Here is a 16053-nt window from a genome sequence, read left to right on the forward strand (position 1 = left end):
GACTTGGCGGTGCGCTGGTGGTCGACGCTCCGGTTCAGCGGCGGCTGTTGAGGAAACCGATGACGGTCGCGCCCCACCAGCCGAGCTGGGAGACGAGCACACCGGCGGCGCAGCGGGCGACCAGGGCACGCCGGGACCCCTGGGGCGAACACTGGGCTCCGAGGCGCGGCTGGAGGGTGTGGGCGTGGATGCCGTTGAGGGCGACGAGGAGGACGAGGCCGAGCTTGATCCGGGTGAGGGGGGCGCCGGGGTCCGGGTGGAGCAGCACCCCGCTGCCGACGAGCCCGGCCAGCCCCAGCCAGATCGGCGTGTGGACGGCGTCGGCCGTGCGGAGGACGTCCGGCAGCGGGCGCTTGCCCAGCAGCCACAGCAGGCCGAGCCAGTCCACGGTCAGGACGGCGCCGAAGCCGACGATCAGGCAGGCCAGGTGGACGAAGAGCGCGACGTCGTGGAGGAGCGGATCGGCCCGGAGGTGGACGGCGGCCCAGACCGCGGCCGCCCAGACGGCACAGACGCCCGTTGCGGCAGCGGAGATCAGCACGGATCTCGCGACCAGAGGGGTGGAAACGGGGGCGGGGCCGACCGGGGCGGTCACGGGCAGGGTCCTTCGCACGAGGAGGGGACGGGTGGGTGTGGCCGGCCCCCCACAGGCCGAACGCACCGCGGTCGGCCTTCGCTCGGGTCAGGTTAGGAAAGGCTTCCCTTGGTAAGTTCGCCCTTACTACGCCACAGAAGCCATGTCCCGGTCAAGCGGCGTGACCTTTTCGTTGCCCCGTCAACAACCCTTGGCAGCGCCGTTGCAGCGCCGTGGGCCGCACCGAAGCGCTACCGATTCGTCACCTCGCCCCACCTGCCGACCTACGCGCGTTGACCGTAGGCTGCCGCCGACCGCATAAACCCGATCTTCATGCACGCCTCACGCGCACCTCGTGCGCGTCTTCTCGTCAATTGCACAAAGGGGAACAAATGCACGCGACGCCGCCACGGAAGCGCCTCGCAAGACGGCTGACCGCGACGGCGGCCGTACTGGCCGCCACCGCCGGTGTCCTCTCCACCGCCGCCCCCGCCGGCGCGGCGACCGCCTCGTACGGCCACGGCCACGGCAACGGCCATGGGCACGGCAACGGCCACGGCCGGACCGTGGACCTCCAGCTGCTGTCCTTCAATGACCTCCACGGCAACCTCGAGCCCCCGCAGGGCTCCTCCGGCACGGTGACGGAGACCCAGGCCGACGGAACGAAGAAGGTCATACCCGCGGGCGGCGTGGAGTATCTGGCCAACTCGCTGCGCACCGCGCGCAAGGGCCACGAGTACTCGATCACCGCCGCGGCCGGCGACATGATCGGCGCCAGCCCGCTGATGTCCGGCCTCTTCCACGACGAGCCCACCATCGAGGCGCTCAACAAGCTGAAGCTGGACGTCACCTCCGTCGGCAACCACGAGTTCGACGAGGGCCGCGCCGAGCTCACGCGCATGCAGAAGGGCGGCTGCCACCCGAAGGAGGGCTGCTTCGAGAAGGGCAAGAAGTTCAAGGGCGCCGACTTCCCCTACCTCGCCGCGAACGTCCTCGACGAGAAGACCGGCAAGCCCATCCTCAAGCCCTACACGATCTGGCAGCACAAGGGCGTGAAGGTCGGCTTCATCGGCGTCACGACCAAGCACACGCCGGACGTCGTCACGGCCGAGGGCGTCAAGGGCCTGAAGTTCGCCGACGAGGTCGAGACGATCAACAAGTACGCCAAGGAACTCGACCGCCAGGGCGTGAAGTCGATCGTCGCGCTGATCCACGAGGGCGGCATGCCCGCCAACGGCTCGTACAACTTCGACTGCGACACCCCGGGCGCGGGCGCGGGCATCTCCGGCCCCATCGTCGACATCGCCAAGAAGGTCACCCCGAAGGTCGACGCCCTCGTCACCGGCCACACCCACCAGGCCTACGCCTGCACCATCCCCGACCCGTCCGGCGCCCCGCGCACGGTCACCTCGGCGGCCTCCTTCGGCCGGCTCTTCACGGACACGACCCTGACCTACGACCGCCGCACCAAGGACATCGTCCGCACGGCCGTCAAGAGCCCCCGCGCCGGCAACCACGTCGTCAACCGCGACCAGCCCAAGGCCGCGGACATGACCGCGCTCATCGACCGCTGGAAGACCCTGGCGGCCCCGATCGCCAACAAGCCCGTCGGCTACATCTCCGCCGACATCAACGGCCGCGGCTCGGAGGCCCTGGAGCAGCCCCTCGGCGACGTCATCACCGACGCCCAGGTGGAGGCCCTCGCCCCGGCCGGCAAGGGCAGCGCCCAGATCGCCTTCATGAACCCCGGCGGCATCCGCTCCGACCTCGCCTACAAGGCCTCGGGCGGTGAGGGCGACGGCGTCGTCACGTACGGCGAGGCGTTCACGGTCCAGCCGTTCACCAACATGATGCAGACCAAGGACCTCACCGGCGCCCAGGTGCTGGCCGTCCTCCAGCAGCAGGTCAGCGGCGCGAACGCGGACCAGACGAAGATCCTCCAGATCAGCAGGGCGCTCACCTACACGCTGGACCTGACGAAGAAGGGCGCGGACCGTATCGTCGCGTCGTCCGTGAAGGTCAACGGCGCCCCGCTGGAGGCCGGCAAGACCTACCGCGTCGCCGCGAACGAGTTCCTGATGGGCGGCGGCGACGGCTTCCCCGCCTTCAAGGACGGCACGAACAAGCTCGTCGGCCCGTCCGACCTGGACGTCTTCGTCACCTACCTGACGGCCCACTCCTCGAAGGCGTCCCCGCTGGCGCCGCCGAAGGCGGACCGCATCACGATCGTGAAGTAAATCGTGAAGTAAACGGTCCCGCGGCTCACTTGCCCGTACGCCCTCGCGCCCCTTGGCGCGGGGGCGTACGCCGTATGGGGGACGGCGCACGGTGGTAGATCGTCCCGGACCCACCGCCCGCCGTCCGCTTCACGACGAGGAGACCCGCATGAAGCACACCCTCCGCCGCGTCCTCACGACAGCCGCCGCGACTTTCCTGCTGGGCCTGGGCGGTGCGGCCCTGGCGACCCCGGCCCACGCGGAGGTGGACGGCACGGTGCTGGGCGGGCTCGTTCTGGCCCATGCCAACAAGGTCGTCGACGTGGACGCCCTGGGAACCCCGCTGGTCCGCCTCAACAACGCCCTCGAAGGCCTGATCTGACCTTGCCGGGGGCGCGGGACAGGCCCATGATCACTTCTCGTATCGAGTCGGTCACCCAACAGGACTGGAGACGAGACGTGGCATCCCGCATCGCGTTCCGCGCCCTCGCCGCGATCGTGGCGACGACGGCCCTGACCGCGCCCTTCGCGCAGGGCGCGTCGGCGACGACGCCGCCGGCGCGCACGACGGCGGTCACCGCCGCGGACGAGAACCCCTTCCGCTGGATGGACCTGGACGGCCTGCGTGCCGAGTACCGGTTCATGTGCCCGGCGGGGCACTGCGTCGGCTACTGGTCGCTGGTCCTGACGGATGAGGTCGCGAGGCGTTCGTACCGGGGTGGCGAGTTCTTCGCCTACGCCCCGGCGACAGGCGAGTTCGGCTTCTTCCTGGACACGGACATCGCGACCCGCACGGTGCGGCACCCCCGCCAGGTCCGCCTCGTGGACTCCGACTTCACCCGCTCCCACCCGCGCTTCGAGATCCGCTACGGGGATTCGGCCCAGCCGAAGAAGGCGCGGGTCGTGGCGATGGCCACGACCTGGATGCGGTGACGCGCAGCAGCGCGCGCAGGGTCGCGGGGGCGACGGCCAGGACGGTGTCCGGGTCGTCGCTCTCGCGTAAGCGGAAGAGCCCGGACCCCGCAGCCGCCACGTTCAGGCAGTTCGTGGCGTCGCCGCTGTAGGAGGACTTTTGCCAGACGGCCATATGCATCACTCTCCGTTGACGGGCAACAGCCCTGCCTTGGCGGCGCGTATCAGCGCTCCGAAGGAGGCCGCAGTGGTGTCGAGCACAACCGCCGGATCATCACTTTCACGAAGCCTGATGCCGACATCGCTGTTGGCTGCGATGTTGACGCAGTTGCCAGCATCCGCGCTGTAGGAGGACTTCCGCCATTGGTACGTGGGCACTTCCACTCACCTTCACAGACTGCGCAGGAGGCCGTGGATGAAGTCCCTCGACTTTGCAGGATCCAGCGAACTGAGCTCCATCCGGTCCACGACCGCCCTGTATTTCGCCAACTCCGCATCGGCATCAGCGCACTGGCATCCAGGAGCTGCATCCAACTGCACCGTGTCGAGCTGCTGAACAGGGCCGAGGACATAGTCGAACGACTGCCCCGTCCCAGGGAATGTCCCGCCACCGGCGAAGGGGATGACACGAATGGTTACGTTGCCCATCTCGCTCATCTCGATCAAGTGCTTGAGCTGTCCACGGGCAGTGGCCGTGCCACCGAACTCCATCCGCAGGGCGGCCTCATGGATGGTGGCCGTGTAGGGCACAGGGTTGTCGCTGTACAGGATCGCCTGCCGCTTCATGCGGTGTGAAAGCCGGTGCTCAACCTCGAAGGCATGTAGTGGCGGGGCCGCACCCTGGATGACCGCACGAGCGTGATCGAGTGTCTGAAGCAGGCCAGGGATGTGGATCACCAAGCAAGCCCTGATCCCACAAGCGTGGTGCTCCAGCTCAGCCAGGTCCGCGAAACCCACCGGAAGGTGTTCCCGGTACTCGTCCCACCAGCCGCGCTTACGCCTACCCGTCATAGCGGCCAAGGCGTCCACGAGCTTGTCGTCCAAGCATGAATAGCTGCGGGCCATGACCCGGACCCGGTCCGCGCTCACGGCATACCGACCAGCCTCGATCATGCTCATGCGTGTCTGCTGGAAGCCGAAGCGCGCTGCGGCAGCGGTAGACGACAAGCCCGCACGCTCGCGGAGCTTGCGCAGCTCAGTGCCAAGACGACGCTGCCTGAGCGTCGGGGAGTTCGTGGGAGGCATGAAGCATCACTGTAGGGCGGTCCTCCGTCCGCCCTTGTCACCCACACGAGGGCAATCCCTGACCCCTCTTACGAAAACGGTAGTAGGAGTATCACGGTCGGCCCTACCGTCATCTCCAAGCCACTCCCCACGCGGCCCGCCGCGAACGCGGAAGCGCACCGCCCTGCCAAGGGGCGGCAATGACACCGCGCGGCAGCGTAGACCTCCCCGAAAGGAGCCACCATGGCAACCGTATCGCCGGAGAACCGCTGGTCCTACTCACTCACCCTCCCCCACGACCCGCGCTCCGCGCGGATCGCTCGAATCACACTCCGCAGCGCGGTGGTAAGTCACGGCATGGACGAACTCGCGGACGTCACAGAGCTGGTGGTGAGCGAACTGGTCACGAACTCGTACCTCTACTCGGACGGACCGACCGAGGTACGGCTGAAGTACGTGGCCGACGACCGGCTGCGGATCAGCGTCTGGGACCGGAACCCGGAGGTACCGGCTCCGTTCGAACGGCCCGTTCATCTCGGCAAGGGCCGGATCCCGGAGGCCGACCTGGAGTCGCTCCAGGGCCGGGGCCTACGGGTCGTGCGGCTCTGCGCCGACAACTGGGGCAGCTGGTCGGCCAGCGCCGCGTACCTGGGGTTGCAGGGGAAACTCCTGTGGTGCGAGGTGAGCCCGTCGTCGGTACCCTTCGCCCTCGCCGCAACAGCGGCATAAAACAGAGGCGCTCACTGCGCGTTGATGACGCCCCGGCACAGCCCGAACGCATCGCCGCTCTTCACCGAGCCCTCCCCGAACGCCGTGTTCAGCGCTGTCGCGAACTGCGGGGTGACGCTCAGAGCGATGGTGAAGGGGATGGTGACCTTGGGCGTCGGCATCAGCTCCAGCTGTGGTGACAGCGGTCCCGACGGGACGTAGGTGAAGGCCGGCGTACGGGTGCCGGACGGGTCGGCGGGGGTTTTGACGAGAAACGTCAGCACGCCCTGGAGAAGATTCTCCGCACTGCTGGGGATCTCGGGGTCTGATGCCTCGATCATGTTCCCCGCCCCGTCCCGCAGCGAGAATCCGCCTTTCGCCTCACCTGCGATGGTGATCGCACGTGTCAGAGCCGACGCATCCGTGGCCAGCGAGGGGAGATCCCCCTCACCGGCGATCTCGACCCTCCCCGTGCCGTCCCTGGTGGCGAAGGAGCCCGGCGCGGCGCCCGGGGTCAGCGGGGCGAAGACGACGTCCGGCTTACGCCAGGAGACAGCGCACTCACCCGTCGCGCCCTCGGTCGTGAGGGTGACGGGGTCGGGTACGAACGCGGCCCATCCCGTGACCGCGGCGCCGGTGAGCGCGGCGGCCGCCAGGGCGACCACAGCCTTCCGGTTCACGGGGCGACGCCTCCTCGGGCTTGGGCTCGGACCACGCTGGCATCCTCGCCCCAGCGGGATTCACTCGCATCCGCCCGCCGTCATTGGGATGACCGCTGTCCGAGTCATCCCGTGCCGCACATGTCGCGTGATCGTCGCGACTCCCCCGAGCCCGTGCCATGGAGATCACGCTAGAGGGCTTCGCGGGCCATCCGGGATAAGCCGTGGCGCAACGGCCGGAAACCACCCCGATTTCTGCGCGTATTCGTGCTAAGACTCGCGTTCGAAGGACCTGCCAAGAATGCGCCAGGACCGGCGGTAGCCCTTGCGGTCACCGTCCCCGGCCATGGTGGGATGTGGTGATGCGAACCCCCACGCGCATAGCCGCCCGTCCCCCCAACCCCTACGAGGAACTGGCGGCACTCGCGGATCCCGAGCCGCCACCGTACGACGAACCCCCCGAACCACCCCTCATATCCACCGGCCCCCACGCCGACCCCTACGTCGACCCCTACGTCGACACGACCGCCTATATCTCGGCCGGTCCCGACGACGACCAGCCGTGGACCCCGCCCGGCCACCGTCGCAGCAGGCGCCGCGGAAGGCGCCGCACCCGCCGTCACCCCCGGACCCGGACGCGACCCCCAAGTCCCCTCCGCCTCCTCCGCCGCCTCGTGAAACTCCTCCTCTTCCTCACCGCCGGCGCCGCCCTCCTCTTCCTCGCCGACCGCTGCGCCGTGATGTACGCGGAGAAGAAGGCCCAACAGCAGCTCCAGAGCGCTCTGCACCTGACGGCCGAACCCCAGGTCGACATCAAGGGATTCCCGTTCCTCACCCAGGTGGCCGCCAAGCGCCTCGACCGGGTCGACGTCACCGTCCCCCACGTCGCCGCCGACCGGGTGACGCTGGCGCGAGTACGGGCGAGCGCCCGCGACATCCGGCTCACCGGCAGCCTGCCGACCGCCATCCGGGGGGCCGTCATCGGTGACGTCAACGGTGAGGTCCTGCTGGCCTTCGCCGACATGGACCGGGAGCTCGGCGCCTCCCAGGTCAGATTCCGCGACCTCGGTGGCGATTCGATCGGCGCCCGGGGGCGGCTGAGCGTCGCCGGGCAGGAGCTGGTCGTCCGGGCCGAGGCCCATCTGCGCCGGGACGGCGGGCGGGGCGTCACCACCGAGATCGACGGGATGAGCCTCGACCTCCCCCACGTCGCCACCTACCGCCCCGGGGGCCAGGGCCCCGGCGACCACAGAAGTCTCGTCCTGCACCGCGAGGCCGCCGAACGGATCGCCATGGACACCGCCCGGGTGAAGGCCCTGTTCGCCGTCCCGGCGATCGTCGAACGGCTCGGCGTGCCGGAGGATGCGGTGGAAGCCGCGCTGGGCAGCGAGGAGAAGCTGCGGGAGGTGGCGGGAACGCCCCGGTTCGTCGACGGGCTCACGCGACTCAACCTCGTCGACGTGCTCGTCGACCACCCGTGGCTGCTGGAGAAGCTGGGCATCGACCCCGGGCTGCTCACTGCGCTGACGCGCCTTCAGCCGCCGGAGCTTGCGGACCGTTTCTCGTTCTCCTTCCGGCTGCCGCCGGAGGCCGGCCAGTTGCGCCTACGCGAGCTGACCGTGGGGCCGGACGGCATCCGGGCCGAGCTGTCGGCGACGGATCTTGCTGTCGGCAAGCCCTGAGCGTTCCGCTTCGCTGCGGGCCGGTGGGGGCTGGTCGCGCTCACGCGGCGGTAGCCGCAAATCGACGCTGCCCCGCGCCCCTTACGGGGCCGCTACAGCCGCGGCGGCTCCGTCGCCGCGCCCGGCAGCCGTACGCTCGCCACCGTGCCGGCGCCGCCCCCGGCCGCCGCGCGCAGTGCCACCTCGCCGCCCGCCTGCCGGACCGTCCGGGCGACGATCGACAGGCCCAGGCCGCTGCCCGGCATGCCGCGTGCCGACGGGGAGCGCCAGAACCGGTCGAATACGTGCGGGAGTTCCTCGGCCGGAATGCCGGGGCCGTGGTCGCGGACGGTCAGCTCGCCCTTCACCAGACGGACCTCGATCACACCACCCGTGGGGCTGAACTTCACGGCGTTGTCGAGGAGGTTGACCACTGCCCGTTCCAGCGCGGCCGGCTCGGCGCGAACGAACCACGGGTCGAGCTCGGCGTCGATGGTGAGCCCGGCGCCGCCGGCTCGCAGCCGGGCGCGCTCGACGGCCCGTCCGGCGGCCTCGTGCAGGGCGACCACCTGGAGCGGGCCGCTGTTCTCGGGGCCGTCCGGGCGGGAGAGCTCCTGGAGGTCGCCGATGAGCTCGGCGAGCTCCGTCATCTGCGCCTTGACGCTCGCGAGCAGCGCCTTCCGGTCCTCCGGGGGGATCGCCCGGCCGGTCTCCTCGCTCCGCACGAGCAGGTCGATGTTGGTGCGCAGAGAGGTCAGCGGCGTCCGCAGCTCGTGTCCGGCGTCGGCGATGAGCTGCTGCTGCCGGTCCCGGGAGGAGGCGAGCGCCTCGGTCATGGAGTTGAACGAGCGTGACAGGCGGGCGATCTCGTCCTCGCCCTCGACGGGGATGCGCACGGCGAGGTCGTCCGTGCGGGCGATGTGCTCGACGGCGTCCGTCAGCCGGTCCACCGGTCGCAGCGCGGCCCGGGCGATCCACAGTCCGGCCGTCGCGGCCAGCACCACGCCCACCCCTGCCGTCAACACCAGGACCAGGGCGAGGGAGTTGAGGGGCTTGTCGGTCTCGCTCAGCGGCTGGGCGATGGAGACGGCCGTGTTGGGCAGCTGTTCGCTGCGGTACGTCGAGACGCGCATCTCGTTGCCGTCGGTCGCGACGCTGTCGTGCAGCGCTTCCTCCAGCCGGCCGTCGGCGACGGCGAGGTCGGCGGCCGTGACCCTGATGGGGGACTTGCCGGGCATCGTGCAGACCAGGCCGCCGGCGGTGACGACCTGCACGGTGTACGAGCCGGGGGCCGGGGGCAGGCCGGGCGGGTTGGCGCCGCAGCCGCGCACCAGGGCCTGCACCGACCGCTCGTCGAGGCGCTTGCTGGTCAGGGTGGTGTCGCGCTCGCTGCCGAGCTGCTCCTTGGTGACGAACCAGCAGGCCCACGCCGCCAGCGCCACCGCCACCGCGCAGGCGCCGGCCGTCAGCAGTGCCAGCCGGGAGCGCAGCGGGAGCCCGCGGAATCTGGTCGCGATCATTCCGTGCCGCCGTCGGCCCGCAGGACGTACCCCACCCCGCGGACGGTGTGCACGAGCCTCGGCTCTCCCCCGGCCTCGGTCTTGCGGCGCAGGTACATCACGTACACGTCGAGGGAGTTGGACGACGGCTCGAATTCAAACCCCCAGACGGACTTGAGGATCTGCTCCCGGGTGAGCACCTGACGGGGGTGCGTCAGGAACAGTTCCAGCAGGGTGAACTCGGTCCGGGTCAGCTCCACGCGCCGTTCGCCCCGGGTCACCTCGCGGGTGGCGAGGTCCATGCGCAGATCGCCGAAGGACAGCGTCTGCGAGTCGGTGTCCGCGGGCGCGGGGACGGTGGCGTAGGAGCTGCGGCGCAGCAGCGCGCGGATGCGGGCCAGCAGCTCGTCCAGCTCGAAGGGCTTGACGAGGTAGTCGTCGGCACCGGCGTCGAGGCCGGTGACGCGGTCGCCGACCGTGTCGCGGGCGGTCAGCATCAGGATGGGGACGGTCACTCCGGAGGCGCGCATCCGGCGGGCGGCCGTCAGGCCGTCCATGCGGGGCATCAGCACGTCGAGCACGATCATGTCGGGGCGATGGGCGGCGACCCGCTCGACCGCGTCCAGTCCGTCGACGGCCAGCTCGGTCGCATAGCCCTCGAAGACGAGGCTGCGGCGCAGCGCCTCGCGCACGGCGGGCTCGTCGTCCACGATCAGGATGCGGGCGGGCGTCTCGCCGTGCTCGGCGGGGCTCATCGGCGGTACCTCACGGATCTCACTGGGCGGGTTCAGGTGCTCTCTCTCCTCAGCCTCGCACGCCCGGCGCTTTCTCAGCTGCCACTGCCGCCCGCTCGCAGCTTGGCCAGGTCGGCCTTGACCGTGTTGACCGGGATGGCGAAGCCGAGGCCCACACTGCCGGCGGTGTCACTGGCGCCCGCGTTGTACATGGCGGAGTTGATCCCGATGATCTCGCCGTTCATGTCGATGAGGGCGCCGCCGGAGTTGCCGGGGTTGAGGGAGGCGTCGGTCTGGATGGCCTTGTACGTGGTCTTGGAGGAGCCGGTGTCGCCGTTGTACTGGTTGCCGCCGAACTCGAACGGCCACTGCGGGAGGCCGCGCTGCTGTTGCTGACGCTGCCGGCCCTGGCTGCCGCTGCCGCCCTGCTCCTTGGAGACGGTCACGTCGCGGTTGAGGGCGGAGACGATGCCGCTGGTCACGGTGCCGGTCAGGCCCTCGGGGGAGCCGATGGCGACGACCTGGTCGCCGACCCTGATCTTGCCGGAGTCGCCGAGCTTGGCGGCCTTGAGGCCCTTGACGTCCTGGATCTTGATGAGGGCGAGGTCCTTGTCGGGGTCGGTGCCGACGACCTTGGCGGTCTTGGAGGTGCCGTCGCTGAGGCCGACCTTGACCTCGTCGGCGCCGGCGACCACATGGTTGTTGGTGATCACTTCACCGTCACCGGTGATGATCACGCCGGAGCCGGTGGACTGGCCGGAGGCGGTCGTCGCCTTGATCTCGACGATGCTGGGGCTGAGGGCGTTGGCCACGGCCGAGACGCCGGTGCCCTTGACGGAGGCGTTCTGGACGGGGGTGGACTGGCTGCTGTCCCCGCCGCGCCCACTGGTCAGCTCTCCGACGAGGGCCGCGGACCCGCCGCCGACCACGGCCGCGACGATCGCCGCGGCGGCGAACAGCGCGATCGGGCGCTTGGCGCGGGCGCGGTGGGATGCGGGGTAGGGCGGGGTGGACATCCCCGGCCCCGCCGGGGCAGCCGGCTCTGCGAACTGGGCGTACGGGGAGTACGCCGGGGGCGCGGGGTACTGACCAGGGTCCTGGGGGCCGCCGGGGCGGGGGGTTTCCGTCATGGGTACGACTGTGCGCCGCGATGATGAGAGGAGTCTGAGGACGGGCTGAGAAGGGGTGCAGAACCCTGTTCACCCGGCATAAGGAGCCGCGTCCCGCCTGGGGGGCCGGGGGCTTGCCCCCGGTTTCGGGAAGGGGCGGGACCGGGGCTCTCTCCCGCCGCGACGGTGAGCGGCCCGTACGGCGAGGGTCCGGCGGAATCCTCACGTGCCGCAGCCCGGGGGCGCCCCGCCGTGGTGCACGTCCGTCCGTGGTCGGATTGTGCCCACCCTCCCCCGGCTACCGCTGGGAGGTGCCCCCAGCCCTGCGGGACGATTGCCCACAACCCCGGGGGCGGGGGCAGCCCACGGCCCCGGGGGCGGGCGGCGGCCCACAACCGGGGCGGGTCAGCCACAGCCGCAGGAGCGGCGGATTACCAGACGCGACGGGAACTGCTTCAAGCGCTCGCGGCGGGAGCCGGCGAAGCGGAGGCCGTCGTCGAGGACGAGGTCGACCGCCGCGCGGGCCATCGCCTGCCGGTCGGAGGCGACGGTGGTGAGCGGCGGGTCCGTCAGCGCCGCTTCCTTCACGTCGTCGAAGGCGGCGACGGCCAGCTCCCCCGGCACGTCGATGCGCAGCTCGCGGGCGGCCCGCAGCACGCCGATGGCCTGGTCGTCGGTGGCGCACATCAGGGCCGACGGCCGGTCGGGGCGGGAGAGGAGCTCCAGGGCGACCTTGTACGCGTCGTAGCGGTTGTAGGGGGCCTGGAAGAGCCGGCCCTCCAGGGACAACCCGGCCTCGCGCATGGCGCGCCGCCAGCCCTCGACGTGGTCGGTGACCGGGTCCCCTATGGCCGGCGTCACCTCCGTGCCCCCGAGGCAGGCGACGTACGGGTGGCCGTGCTCCAGGAGGTGGCGCGTGGCGAGCTGGGCGCCGCCGACGTCGTCGGTCACGACGGCCACGTCGTCGATCGCGTCGGGCCGACGGTGCATCAGGACGATCCGGGCGTCCCAGGCGTCGATCTCCATGGCGGCGGTCTCGCTGGGGCCCTGGCTGATCAGGATCAGGCCGGAGACGCGCATGCCCAAGAAGGCGCGCAGGTAGTGCACTTCGCGCTCGTCGAGGTAGTCGGAGTTCCCGACGAGGACCATCTTCCCGCGCTCGGCCGCCGCCTGCTCGACCGCGTGCGCCATCTCCGCGAAGAAGGGCTGGCGCGCGTCCGGGACGATCAGGCCTATGAGGTCCGTCCGTCGTGAGGCCATCGCCTGGGCGACCCGGTCGGGCCGGTACCCCAGCTCCTTGATCGCGGCCAGCACTCGCTCCCGCGTCGCCGGTGCCACCGGGCGCGGTCCGTTGTTGATGACGTAGCTGACGACCGCGGTCGACGTCCCCGCAAGCCTTGCCACATCGTCCCGCGTCACCTTGGCCACGCGCGGCAGTCTACGCGGGTCCACCTACCGTTTCACCGGGCGAACGGCCTCGGTTCGGTCACTAAGGGAGGCGCTGTGCGACCCGTCCCGAGAGCCGTTCCGTGAGCCGTTCGGCAACTGCTCCGGCGCCTGCCTCCCGGCGGAGGCGGTGGAGGCGGTGGACGCGGAGGAGCCCGAGGACTCGGCCTTCCCCTTCTCCGCCTTCTCCGGCAGCACGAACCGGTAGCCCACGTTCCGGACGGTGCCGATCAAGGACTCGTGCTCGGGGCCCAGCTTGGCGCGCAGCCGCCGGACGTGGACGTCCACCGTGCGCGTACCCCCGAAGTAGTCGTAGCCCCAGACCTCTTGGAGCAGCTGGGCACGGGTGAACACCCGGCCGGGGTGCTGCGCGAGGTATTTGATCAGCTCGAATTCCTTGAAGGTCAGGTCCAGGACCCGGCCCTTGAGCTTGGCGCTGTAGGTGGCCTCGTCCACGGAGAGGTCGCCGGTGCGGATCTCCATCGGGCTGTCGTCCATGGAGATCTGCTGGCGTCCCATGGCCAGCCGCAGCCGCGCCTCGACCTCGGCGGGGCCCGCCGTGTCGAGGAGGACGTCGTCGACGCCCCAGTCGGCGGTGACGGCGGCGAGGCCGCCCTCGGTGACGACGAGGAGCAGCGGGCAGCCCGGTCCGGTGGAGCGCAGCAGCTGGCAGAGGCTGCGGACGTGGGGCAGGTCGCGGCGGCCGTCGATCAGTATGACGTCGGCCCCGGGGGTGTCCACGAGGGCCGGGCCCTCGGCGGGGGCCACACGCACGCTGTGCAGCAGCAGACCGAGCGCGGGCAGCACCTCGGTCGAGGGCTGCAGGGCATTGGTCAGGAGGAGCAGGGAGCTCATCGGCAACCACCCGCCCGGGTCCTCGTACGGCTCGTACTGGTACTGGCACTGGTACTCGTACGACCCGTCGGGGTCGCGCTCTCTTGTCGTGCGCTTCGCTCGCCCATTACGTCGGTTCCTCCTCGGTCCCTGCGAGGACGGTTGGGGCACTGCTCGTCGTCCGAATGCACAAAAGGACCCGGGGGCCACTCTGCCCGGATCCTCTCTGCGCAGCAGAATAACCCACCCGACTTTCGACGGCGCGGACGATTTTGCATGAGCTTGTGTTTCGTCGGTCACTTCGAGTGGTCATCGCATCGCACTCTTGACAGCGGAAGGCCTGTGGCGCAGCGGTCGCGGGGCGGAGCGTCCCGCACCGTCCAGTCTCGCGCACCCACCGGCCGGCGGACGGCCGGATGGGGGTGCGATGCGGCACAGACGGCGCATGGGAGCACGCGCCGGGGCGCGCGCCGTCACGACGGCGCGCGCCCCGATGCTGCTACGCCTCCGCGACCGGCTCCGCGAACTGCGCCTCGTACAGCCGGGCGTACGCCCCGCCCGTCGCCAGCAGCGAGTCGTGGGTACCCTGCTCCACGATCCGGCCGGACTCCATCACGAGGATCACGTCCGCGTCCCGGATGGTCGAGAGGCGGTGGGCGATCACAAAGCTGGTACGCCCGGTCCGCAGCCGGCCCATGGCCTGCTGGATCAGCACCTCGGTGCGGGTGTCGACGGAGCTGGTGGCCTCGTCGAGGACGAGGATCTCCGGCTCGGCGAGGAAGGCCCGCGCGATGGTGATCAGCTGCTTCTCGCCGACGCTGACGTTGGAACCCTCGTCGTCTATCACCGTTTCGTAGCCGTCGGGCAGCGTACGGACGAAGCGGTCGACGTGGGTGGCCTTCGCCGCCTCCACGATCTTGTCCATGGAGACGCCCTCGGGGGCGCCGTAGGCGATGTTCTCCGCGATCGTGCCGCCGAAGAGCCAGGTGTCCTGGAGGACCATGCCGATGTGGGAGCGCAGCTCCTCCCGGGACATCTGCGCGACGTCGACGCCGTCGAGCGTGATGCGGCCGCCGTTGACCTCGTAGAACCGCATCAGCAGATTGACCATCGTGGTCTTGCCGGCGCCGGTCGGGCCGACGATGGCGACGGTCTGGCCGGGCCGGACCGTCAGCGACAGCTCCTCGATGAGGGGGCGGTCGGGCTCGTAGCGGAAGGAGACCTTCTCGAAGGCGACCTCGCCACGTACGTGGTCCGGACGGCGCGCGTCCACCGGGTCGGCGGACTGCTCCTCCGCGTCGAGCAGCTCGAAGACGCGCTCGGCCGAGGCCACACCGGACTGGACCAGGTTGGCCATGGAGGCCACCTGGGTCAGCGGCTGGCTGAACTGGCGCGAGTACTGCACGAACGCCTGGACGTCACCGATCGACAGCGAACCGGTCGCCACGCGCAGACCGCCGACCACGGCGACGAGCACGTAGTTGAGGTTGCCGATGAACATCATCGCGGGCTGGATCAGGCCCGAGATGAACTGTGCCTTGAAGCCGGCCTCGTAGAGCTCGTCGTTCTCCTTGCGGAAGGTCTCGGCGGACTCCTTCTGGCGGCCGAAGACCTTCACCAGCGAGTGGCCGGTGTACATCTCCTCGATGTGGGCGTTGAGCTTGCCCGTGGACTTCCACTGCGCGACGAACTGCGGCTGTGCCCGCTTGCCGATCCGGGTGGCGACGATGATCGACACCGGCACGGTCACCAGGGCGACCAGGGCCAGCAGCCAGGAGATCCAGAACATCATCGCCAGCACGCCGACGATCGTCAGCAGGGAGGCCATGATCTGGCTGAGGGTCTGCTGGAGGGTCTGCGCGATGTTGTCGATGTCGTTGGTGGCCCGGGAGAGGACCTCGCCGCGCTGCTGCTTGTCGAAGTAGCTCAGCGGCAGCCGGCCGAGCTTCTCCTCGACCTCCTCGCGCAGCCGGAACACGGCCTTCTGGACGACGTTCGTGGCGATGCGGGCCTGGACGAGCTGGAAGAGGGACGAGCCCACGTAGATCAGCGTCACCCACAGCAGCACCGTGCCGATGGCGCCGTAGTCGATGCCGTGGCCCGGCACGAAGTCCACGCCGGAGAGCACGTCGGCGATCTTGCCGTTGCCCTGCTGCCGCATCCCGGCCAGGACCTCGGCCTTGGTGGCGCCGGCCGGCATCTGGGCGCCGACGACACCGGCGAAGATCAGGTCGGTGGCGTGGCCGAGGACCTTGGGGCCGATGACGGCCAGCCCCACGCTGGCCACACCGAGCGCCAGGGCGATGGAGACGACCGCACGCTCGGGGCGCAGCCGGGCGAGGAGACGGCGGCCGGAGCCGGCGAAGTCCATGGACTTCTCGGTGGGCTGGCCGCCCATGAAGCGGGCTATGCCGACGGCGGGCGCCGGTCCTCGACGCTGGGGGGCGGCGGGACCGCCCCCGGGCTTGCCGCCCGGT

16 protein-coding genes are annotated in these 16053 nt (G+C 70.4%); 5 read left to right on the forward strand and 11 right to left on the reverse strand.

The genetic code is table 11. The features are described 5' to 3' along the window. Positions 1 to 34: 34 nt before the first annotated feature. Positions 35 to 595, reverse strand: a complete 561-nt coding sequence (locus AB0E98_RS18305) for a hypothetical protein (RefSeq protein WP_361703427.1) — start codon at positions 593 to 595, stop codon at positions 35 to 37. A gap of 371 nt (positions 596 to 966) precedes the next feature. Here AB0E98_RS18305 and AB0E98_RS18310 point away from each other — a divergent pair, with 371 nt between their 5' ends. The 3 genes from AB0E98_RS18310 to AB0E98_RS18320 all read left to right on the forward strand — a co-directional run bounded on the left by AB0E98_RS18310 (position 967) and on the right by AB0E98_RS18320 (position 3723). Then, entirely contained in the window at positions 967 to 2811 is a 1845-nt protein-coding gene (locus tag AB0E98_RS18310) for a bifunctional metallophosphatase/5'-nucleotidase (protein ID WP_361703430.1), read from the forward strand. Between the two features lie 148 nt (positions 2812 to 2959). Then, a complete protein-coding gene (locus tag AB0E98_RS18315) occupies positions 2960 to 3172 on the forward strand; it encodes a hypothetical protein (protein ID WP_361703433.1) in 213 nt (70 codons plus the stop codon). 77 nt (positions 3173 to 3249) lie between these two features. Next, positions 3250 to 3723, forward strand: a complete 474-nt coding sequence (locus tag AB0E98_RS18320; protein WP_361703436.1) for a hypothetical protein — start codon at positions 3250 to 3252, stop codon at positions 3721 to 3723. Here the strand turns inward: AB0E98_RS18320 and AB0E98_RS18325 are convergent. The 3 genes from AB0E98_RS18325 to AB0E98_RS18335 are packed head-to-tail and all read right to left on the reverse strand — an operon-like array spanning position 3626 to position 4947. After that, on the reverse strand, positions 3626 to 3883 hold the full coding sequence (locus tag AB0E98_RS18325; protein ID WP_361703437.1) for a DUF397 domain-containing protein: 258 nt from the start codon (positions 3881 to 3883) through the stop codon (positions 3626 to 3628). The two genes, AB0E98_RS18320 and AB0E98_RS18325, sit on opposite strands and share 98 nt — an antisense overlap. After that, complete coding sequence (locus tag AB0E98_RS18330) at positions 3883 to 4080, reverse strand: DUF397 domain-containing protein (protein ID WP_361703440.1); 198 nt, start codon at positions 4078 to 4080, stop codon at positions 3883 to 3885. Before AB0E98_RS18330 ends, AB0E98_RS18325 begins: the two co-directional genes overlap by 1 nt. A gap of 12 nt (positions 4081 to 4092) precedes the next feature. Continuing rightward, positions 4093 to 4947: a helix-turn-helix transcriptional regulator gene (locus tag AB0E98_RS18335; protein ID WP_361703442.1), complete on the reverse strand. Its 855-nt coding sequence runs from the start codon at positions 4945 to 4947 to the stop codon at positions 4093 to 4095. 222 nt (positions 4948 to 5169) lie between these two features. Here AB0E98_RS18335 and AB0E98_RS18340 point away from each other — a divergent pair, with 222 nt between their 5' ends. Next, on the forward strand, positions 5170 to 5655 hold the full coding sequence (locus tag AB0E98_RS18340; RefSeq protein ID WP_361703445.1) for an ATP-binding protein: 486 nt from the start codon (positions 5170 to 5172) through the stop codon (positions 5653 to 5655). An 11-nt stretch (positions 5656 to 5666) separates the two neighbouring features. On the opposite strand, the gene AB0E98_RS18345 is transcribed toward AB0E98_RS18340, so the two are convergent. Continuing rightward, positions 5667 to 6314 carry a hypothetical protein gene (locus AB0E98_RS18345; RefSeq protein WP_361703447.1) on the reverse strand — a complete coding sequence of 216 codons (648 nt, stop codon included), beginning with the start codon at positions 6312 to 6314 and terminating at the stop codon, positions 5667 to 5669. Between the two features lie 341 nt (positions 6315 to 6655). Here AB0E98_RS18345 and AB0E98_RS18350 point away from each other — a divergent pair, with 341 nt between their 5' ends. Then, positions 6656 to 7975 carry a DUF2993 domain-containing protein gene (locus tag AB0E98_RS18350; RefSeq protein ID WP_361703449.1) on the forward strand — a complete coding sequence of 440 codons (1320 nt, stop codon included), beginning with the start codon at positions 6656 to 6658 and terminating at the stop codon, positions 7973 to 7975. Positions 7976 to 8067: 92 nt separating this feature from the next. On the opposite strand, the gene AB0E98_RS18355 is transcribed toward AB0E98_RS18350, so the two are convergent. From AB0E98_RS18355 to AB0E98_RS18380, 6 genes are all read right to left on the reverse strand, one after another. Next, positions 8068 to 9474 (reverse strand): HAMP domain-containing sensor histidine kinase, encoded by a 1407-nt coding sequence (locus tag AB0E98_RS18355; protein ID WP_361703452.1) that lies wholly within the window; start codon positions 9472 to 9474, stop codon positions 8068 to 8070. Continuing rightward, the gene (locus tag AB0E98_RS18360) at positions 9471 to 10208 is read right to left on the reverse strand and encodes a response regulator transcription factor (RefSeq protein ID WP_361703454.1); all 738 of its coding nucleotides are present in this window, start codon (positions 10206 to 10208) and stop codon (positions 9471 to 9473) included. Before AB0E98_RS18360 ends, AB0E98_RS18355 begins: the two co-directional genes overlap by 4 nt. A gap of 74 nt (positions 10209 to 10282) precedes the next feature. After that, a complete protein-coding gene (locus AB0E98_RS18365; RefSeq protein ID WP_361703457.1) occupies positions 10283 to 11317 on the reverse strand; it encodes a trypsin-like peptidase domain-containing protein in 1035 nt (344 codons plus the stop codon). 384 nt (positions 11318 to 11701) lie between these two features. Next, complete coding sequence (locus tag AB0E98_RS18370; RefSeq protein WP_361703460.1) at positions 11702 to 12724, reverse strand: LacI family DNA-binding transcriptional regulator; 1023 nt, start codon at positions 12722 to 12724, stop codon at positions 11702 to 11704. A gap of 24 nt (positions 12725 to 12748) precedes the next feature. Further along, complete coding sequence (locus AB0E98_RS18375) at positions 12749 to 13597, reverse strand: response regulator transcription factor (protein WP_361703463.1); 849 nt, start codon at positions 13595 to 13597, stop codon at positions 12749 to 12751. A gap of 478 nt (positions 13598 to 14075) precedes the next feature. Beyond that, positions 14076 to 15974: an ABC transporter ATP-binding protein gene (locus AB0E98_RS18380; protein ID WP_361703658.1), complete on the reverse strand. Its 1899-nt coding sequence runs from the start codon at positions 15972 to 15974 to the stop codon at positions 14076 to 14078. Positions 15975 to 16053: the final 79 nt, after the last annotated feature.

The organism is Streptomyces sp. NPDC037389 (assembly GCF_040636475.1).
Taxonomy (GTDB): Bacteria; Actinomycetota; Actinomycetes; order Streptomycetales; family Streptomycetaceae; genus Streptomyces; species Streptomyces hesseae.

Excerpts from the sequence above, each read along its gene's own strand:
- AB0E98_RS18310 (WP_361703430.1), top strand. The coding sequence starts at position 967 with ATGCACGCGACGCCGCCACGGAAGCGCCTCGCAAGACGGCTGACCGCG.
- AB0E98_RS18315 (WP_361703433.1), top strand. The coding sequence starts at position 2,960 with ATGAAGCACACCCTCCGCCGCGTCCTCACGACAGCCGCCGCGACTTTC.
- AB0E98_RS18325 (WP_361703437.1), bottom strand. The coding sequence starts at position 3,883 with ATGCATATGGCCGTCTGGCAAAAGTCCTCCTACAGCGGCGACGCCACG.
- AB0E98_RS18335 (WP_361703442.1), bottom strand. The coding sequence starts at position 4,947 with ATGCCTCCCACGAACTCCCCGACGCTCAGGCAGCGTCGTCTTGGCACT.
- AB0E98_RS18340 (WP_361703445.1), top strand. The coding sequence starts at position 5,170 with ATGGCAACCGTATCGCCGGAGAACCGCTGGTCCTACTCACTCACCCTC.
- AB0E98_RS18350 (WP_361703449.1), top strand. The coding sequence starts at position 6,656 with ATGCGAACCCCCACGCGCATAGCCGCCCGTCCCCCCAACCCCTACGAG.
- AB0E98_RS18355 (WP_361703452.1), bottom strand. The coding sequence starts at position 9,474 with ATGATCGCGACCAGATTCCGCGGGCTCCCGCTGCGCTCCCGGCTGGCA.
- AB0E98_RS18360 (WP_361703454.1), bottom strand. The coding sequence starts at position 10,208 with ATGAGCCCCGCCGAGCACGGCGAGACGCCCGCCCGCATCCTGATCGTG.
- AB0E98_RS18365 (WP_361703457.1), bottom strand. The coding sequence starts at position 11,317 with ATGACGGAAACCCCCCGCCCCGGCGGCCCCCAGGACCCTGGTCAGTAC.
- AB0E98_RS18375 (WP_361703463.1), bottom strand. The coding sequence starts at position 13,597 with ATGAGCTCCCTGCTCCTCCTGACCAATGCCCTGCAGCCCTCGACCGAG.
- AB0E98_RS18380 (WP_361703658.1), bottom strand. The coding sequence starts at position 15,974 with ATGGGCGGCCAGCCCACCGAGAAGTCCATGGACTTCGCCGGCTCCGGC.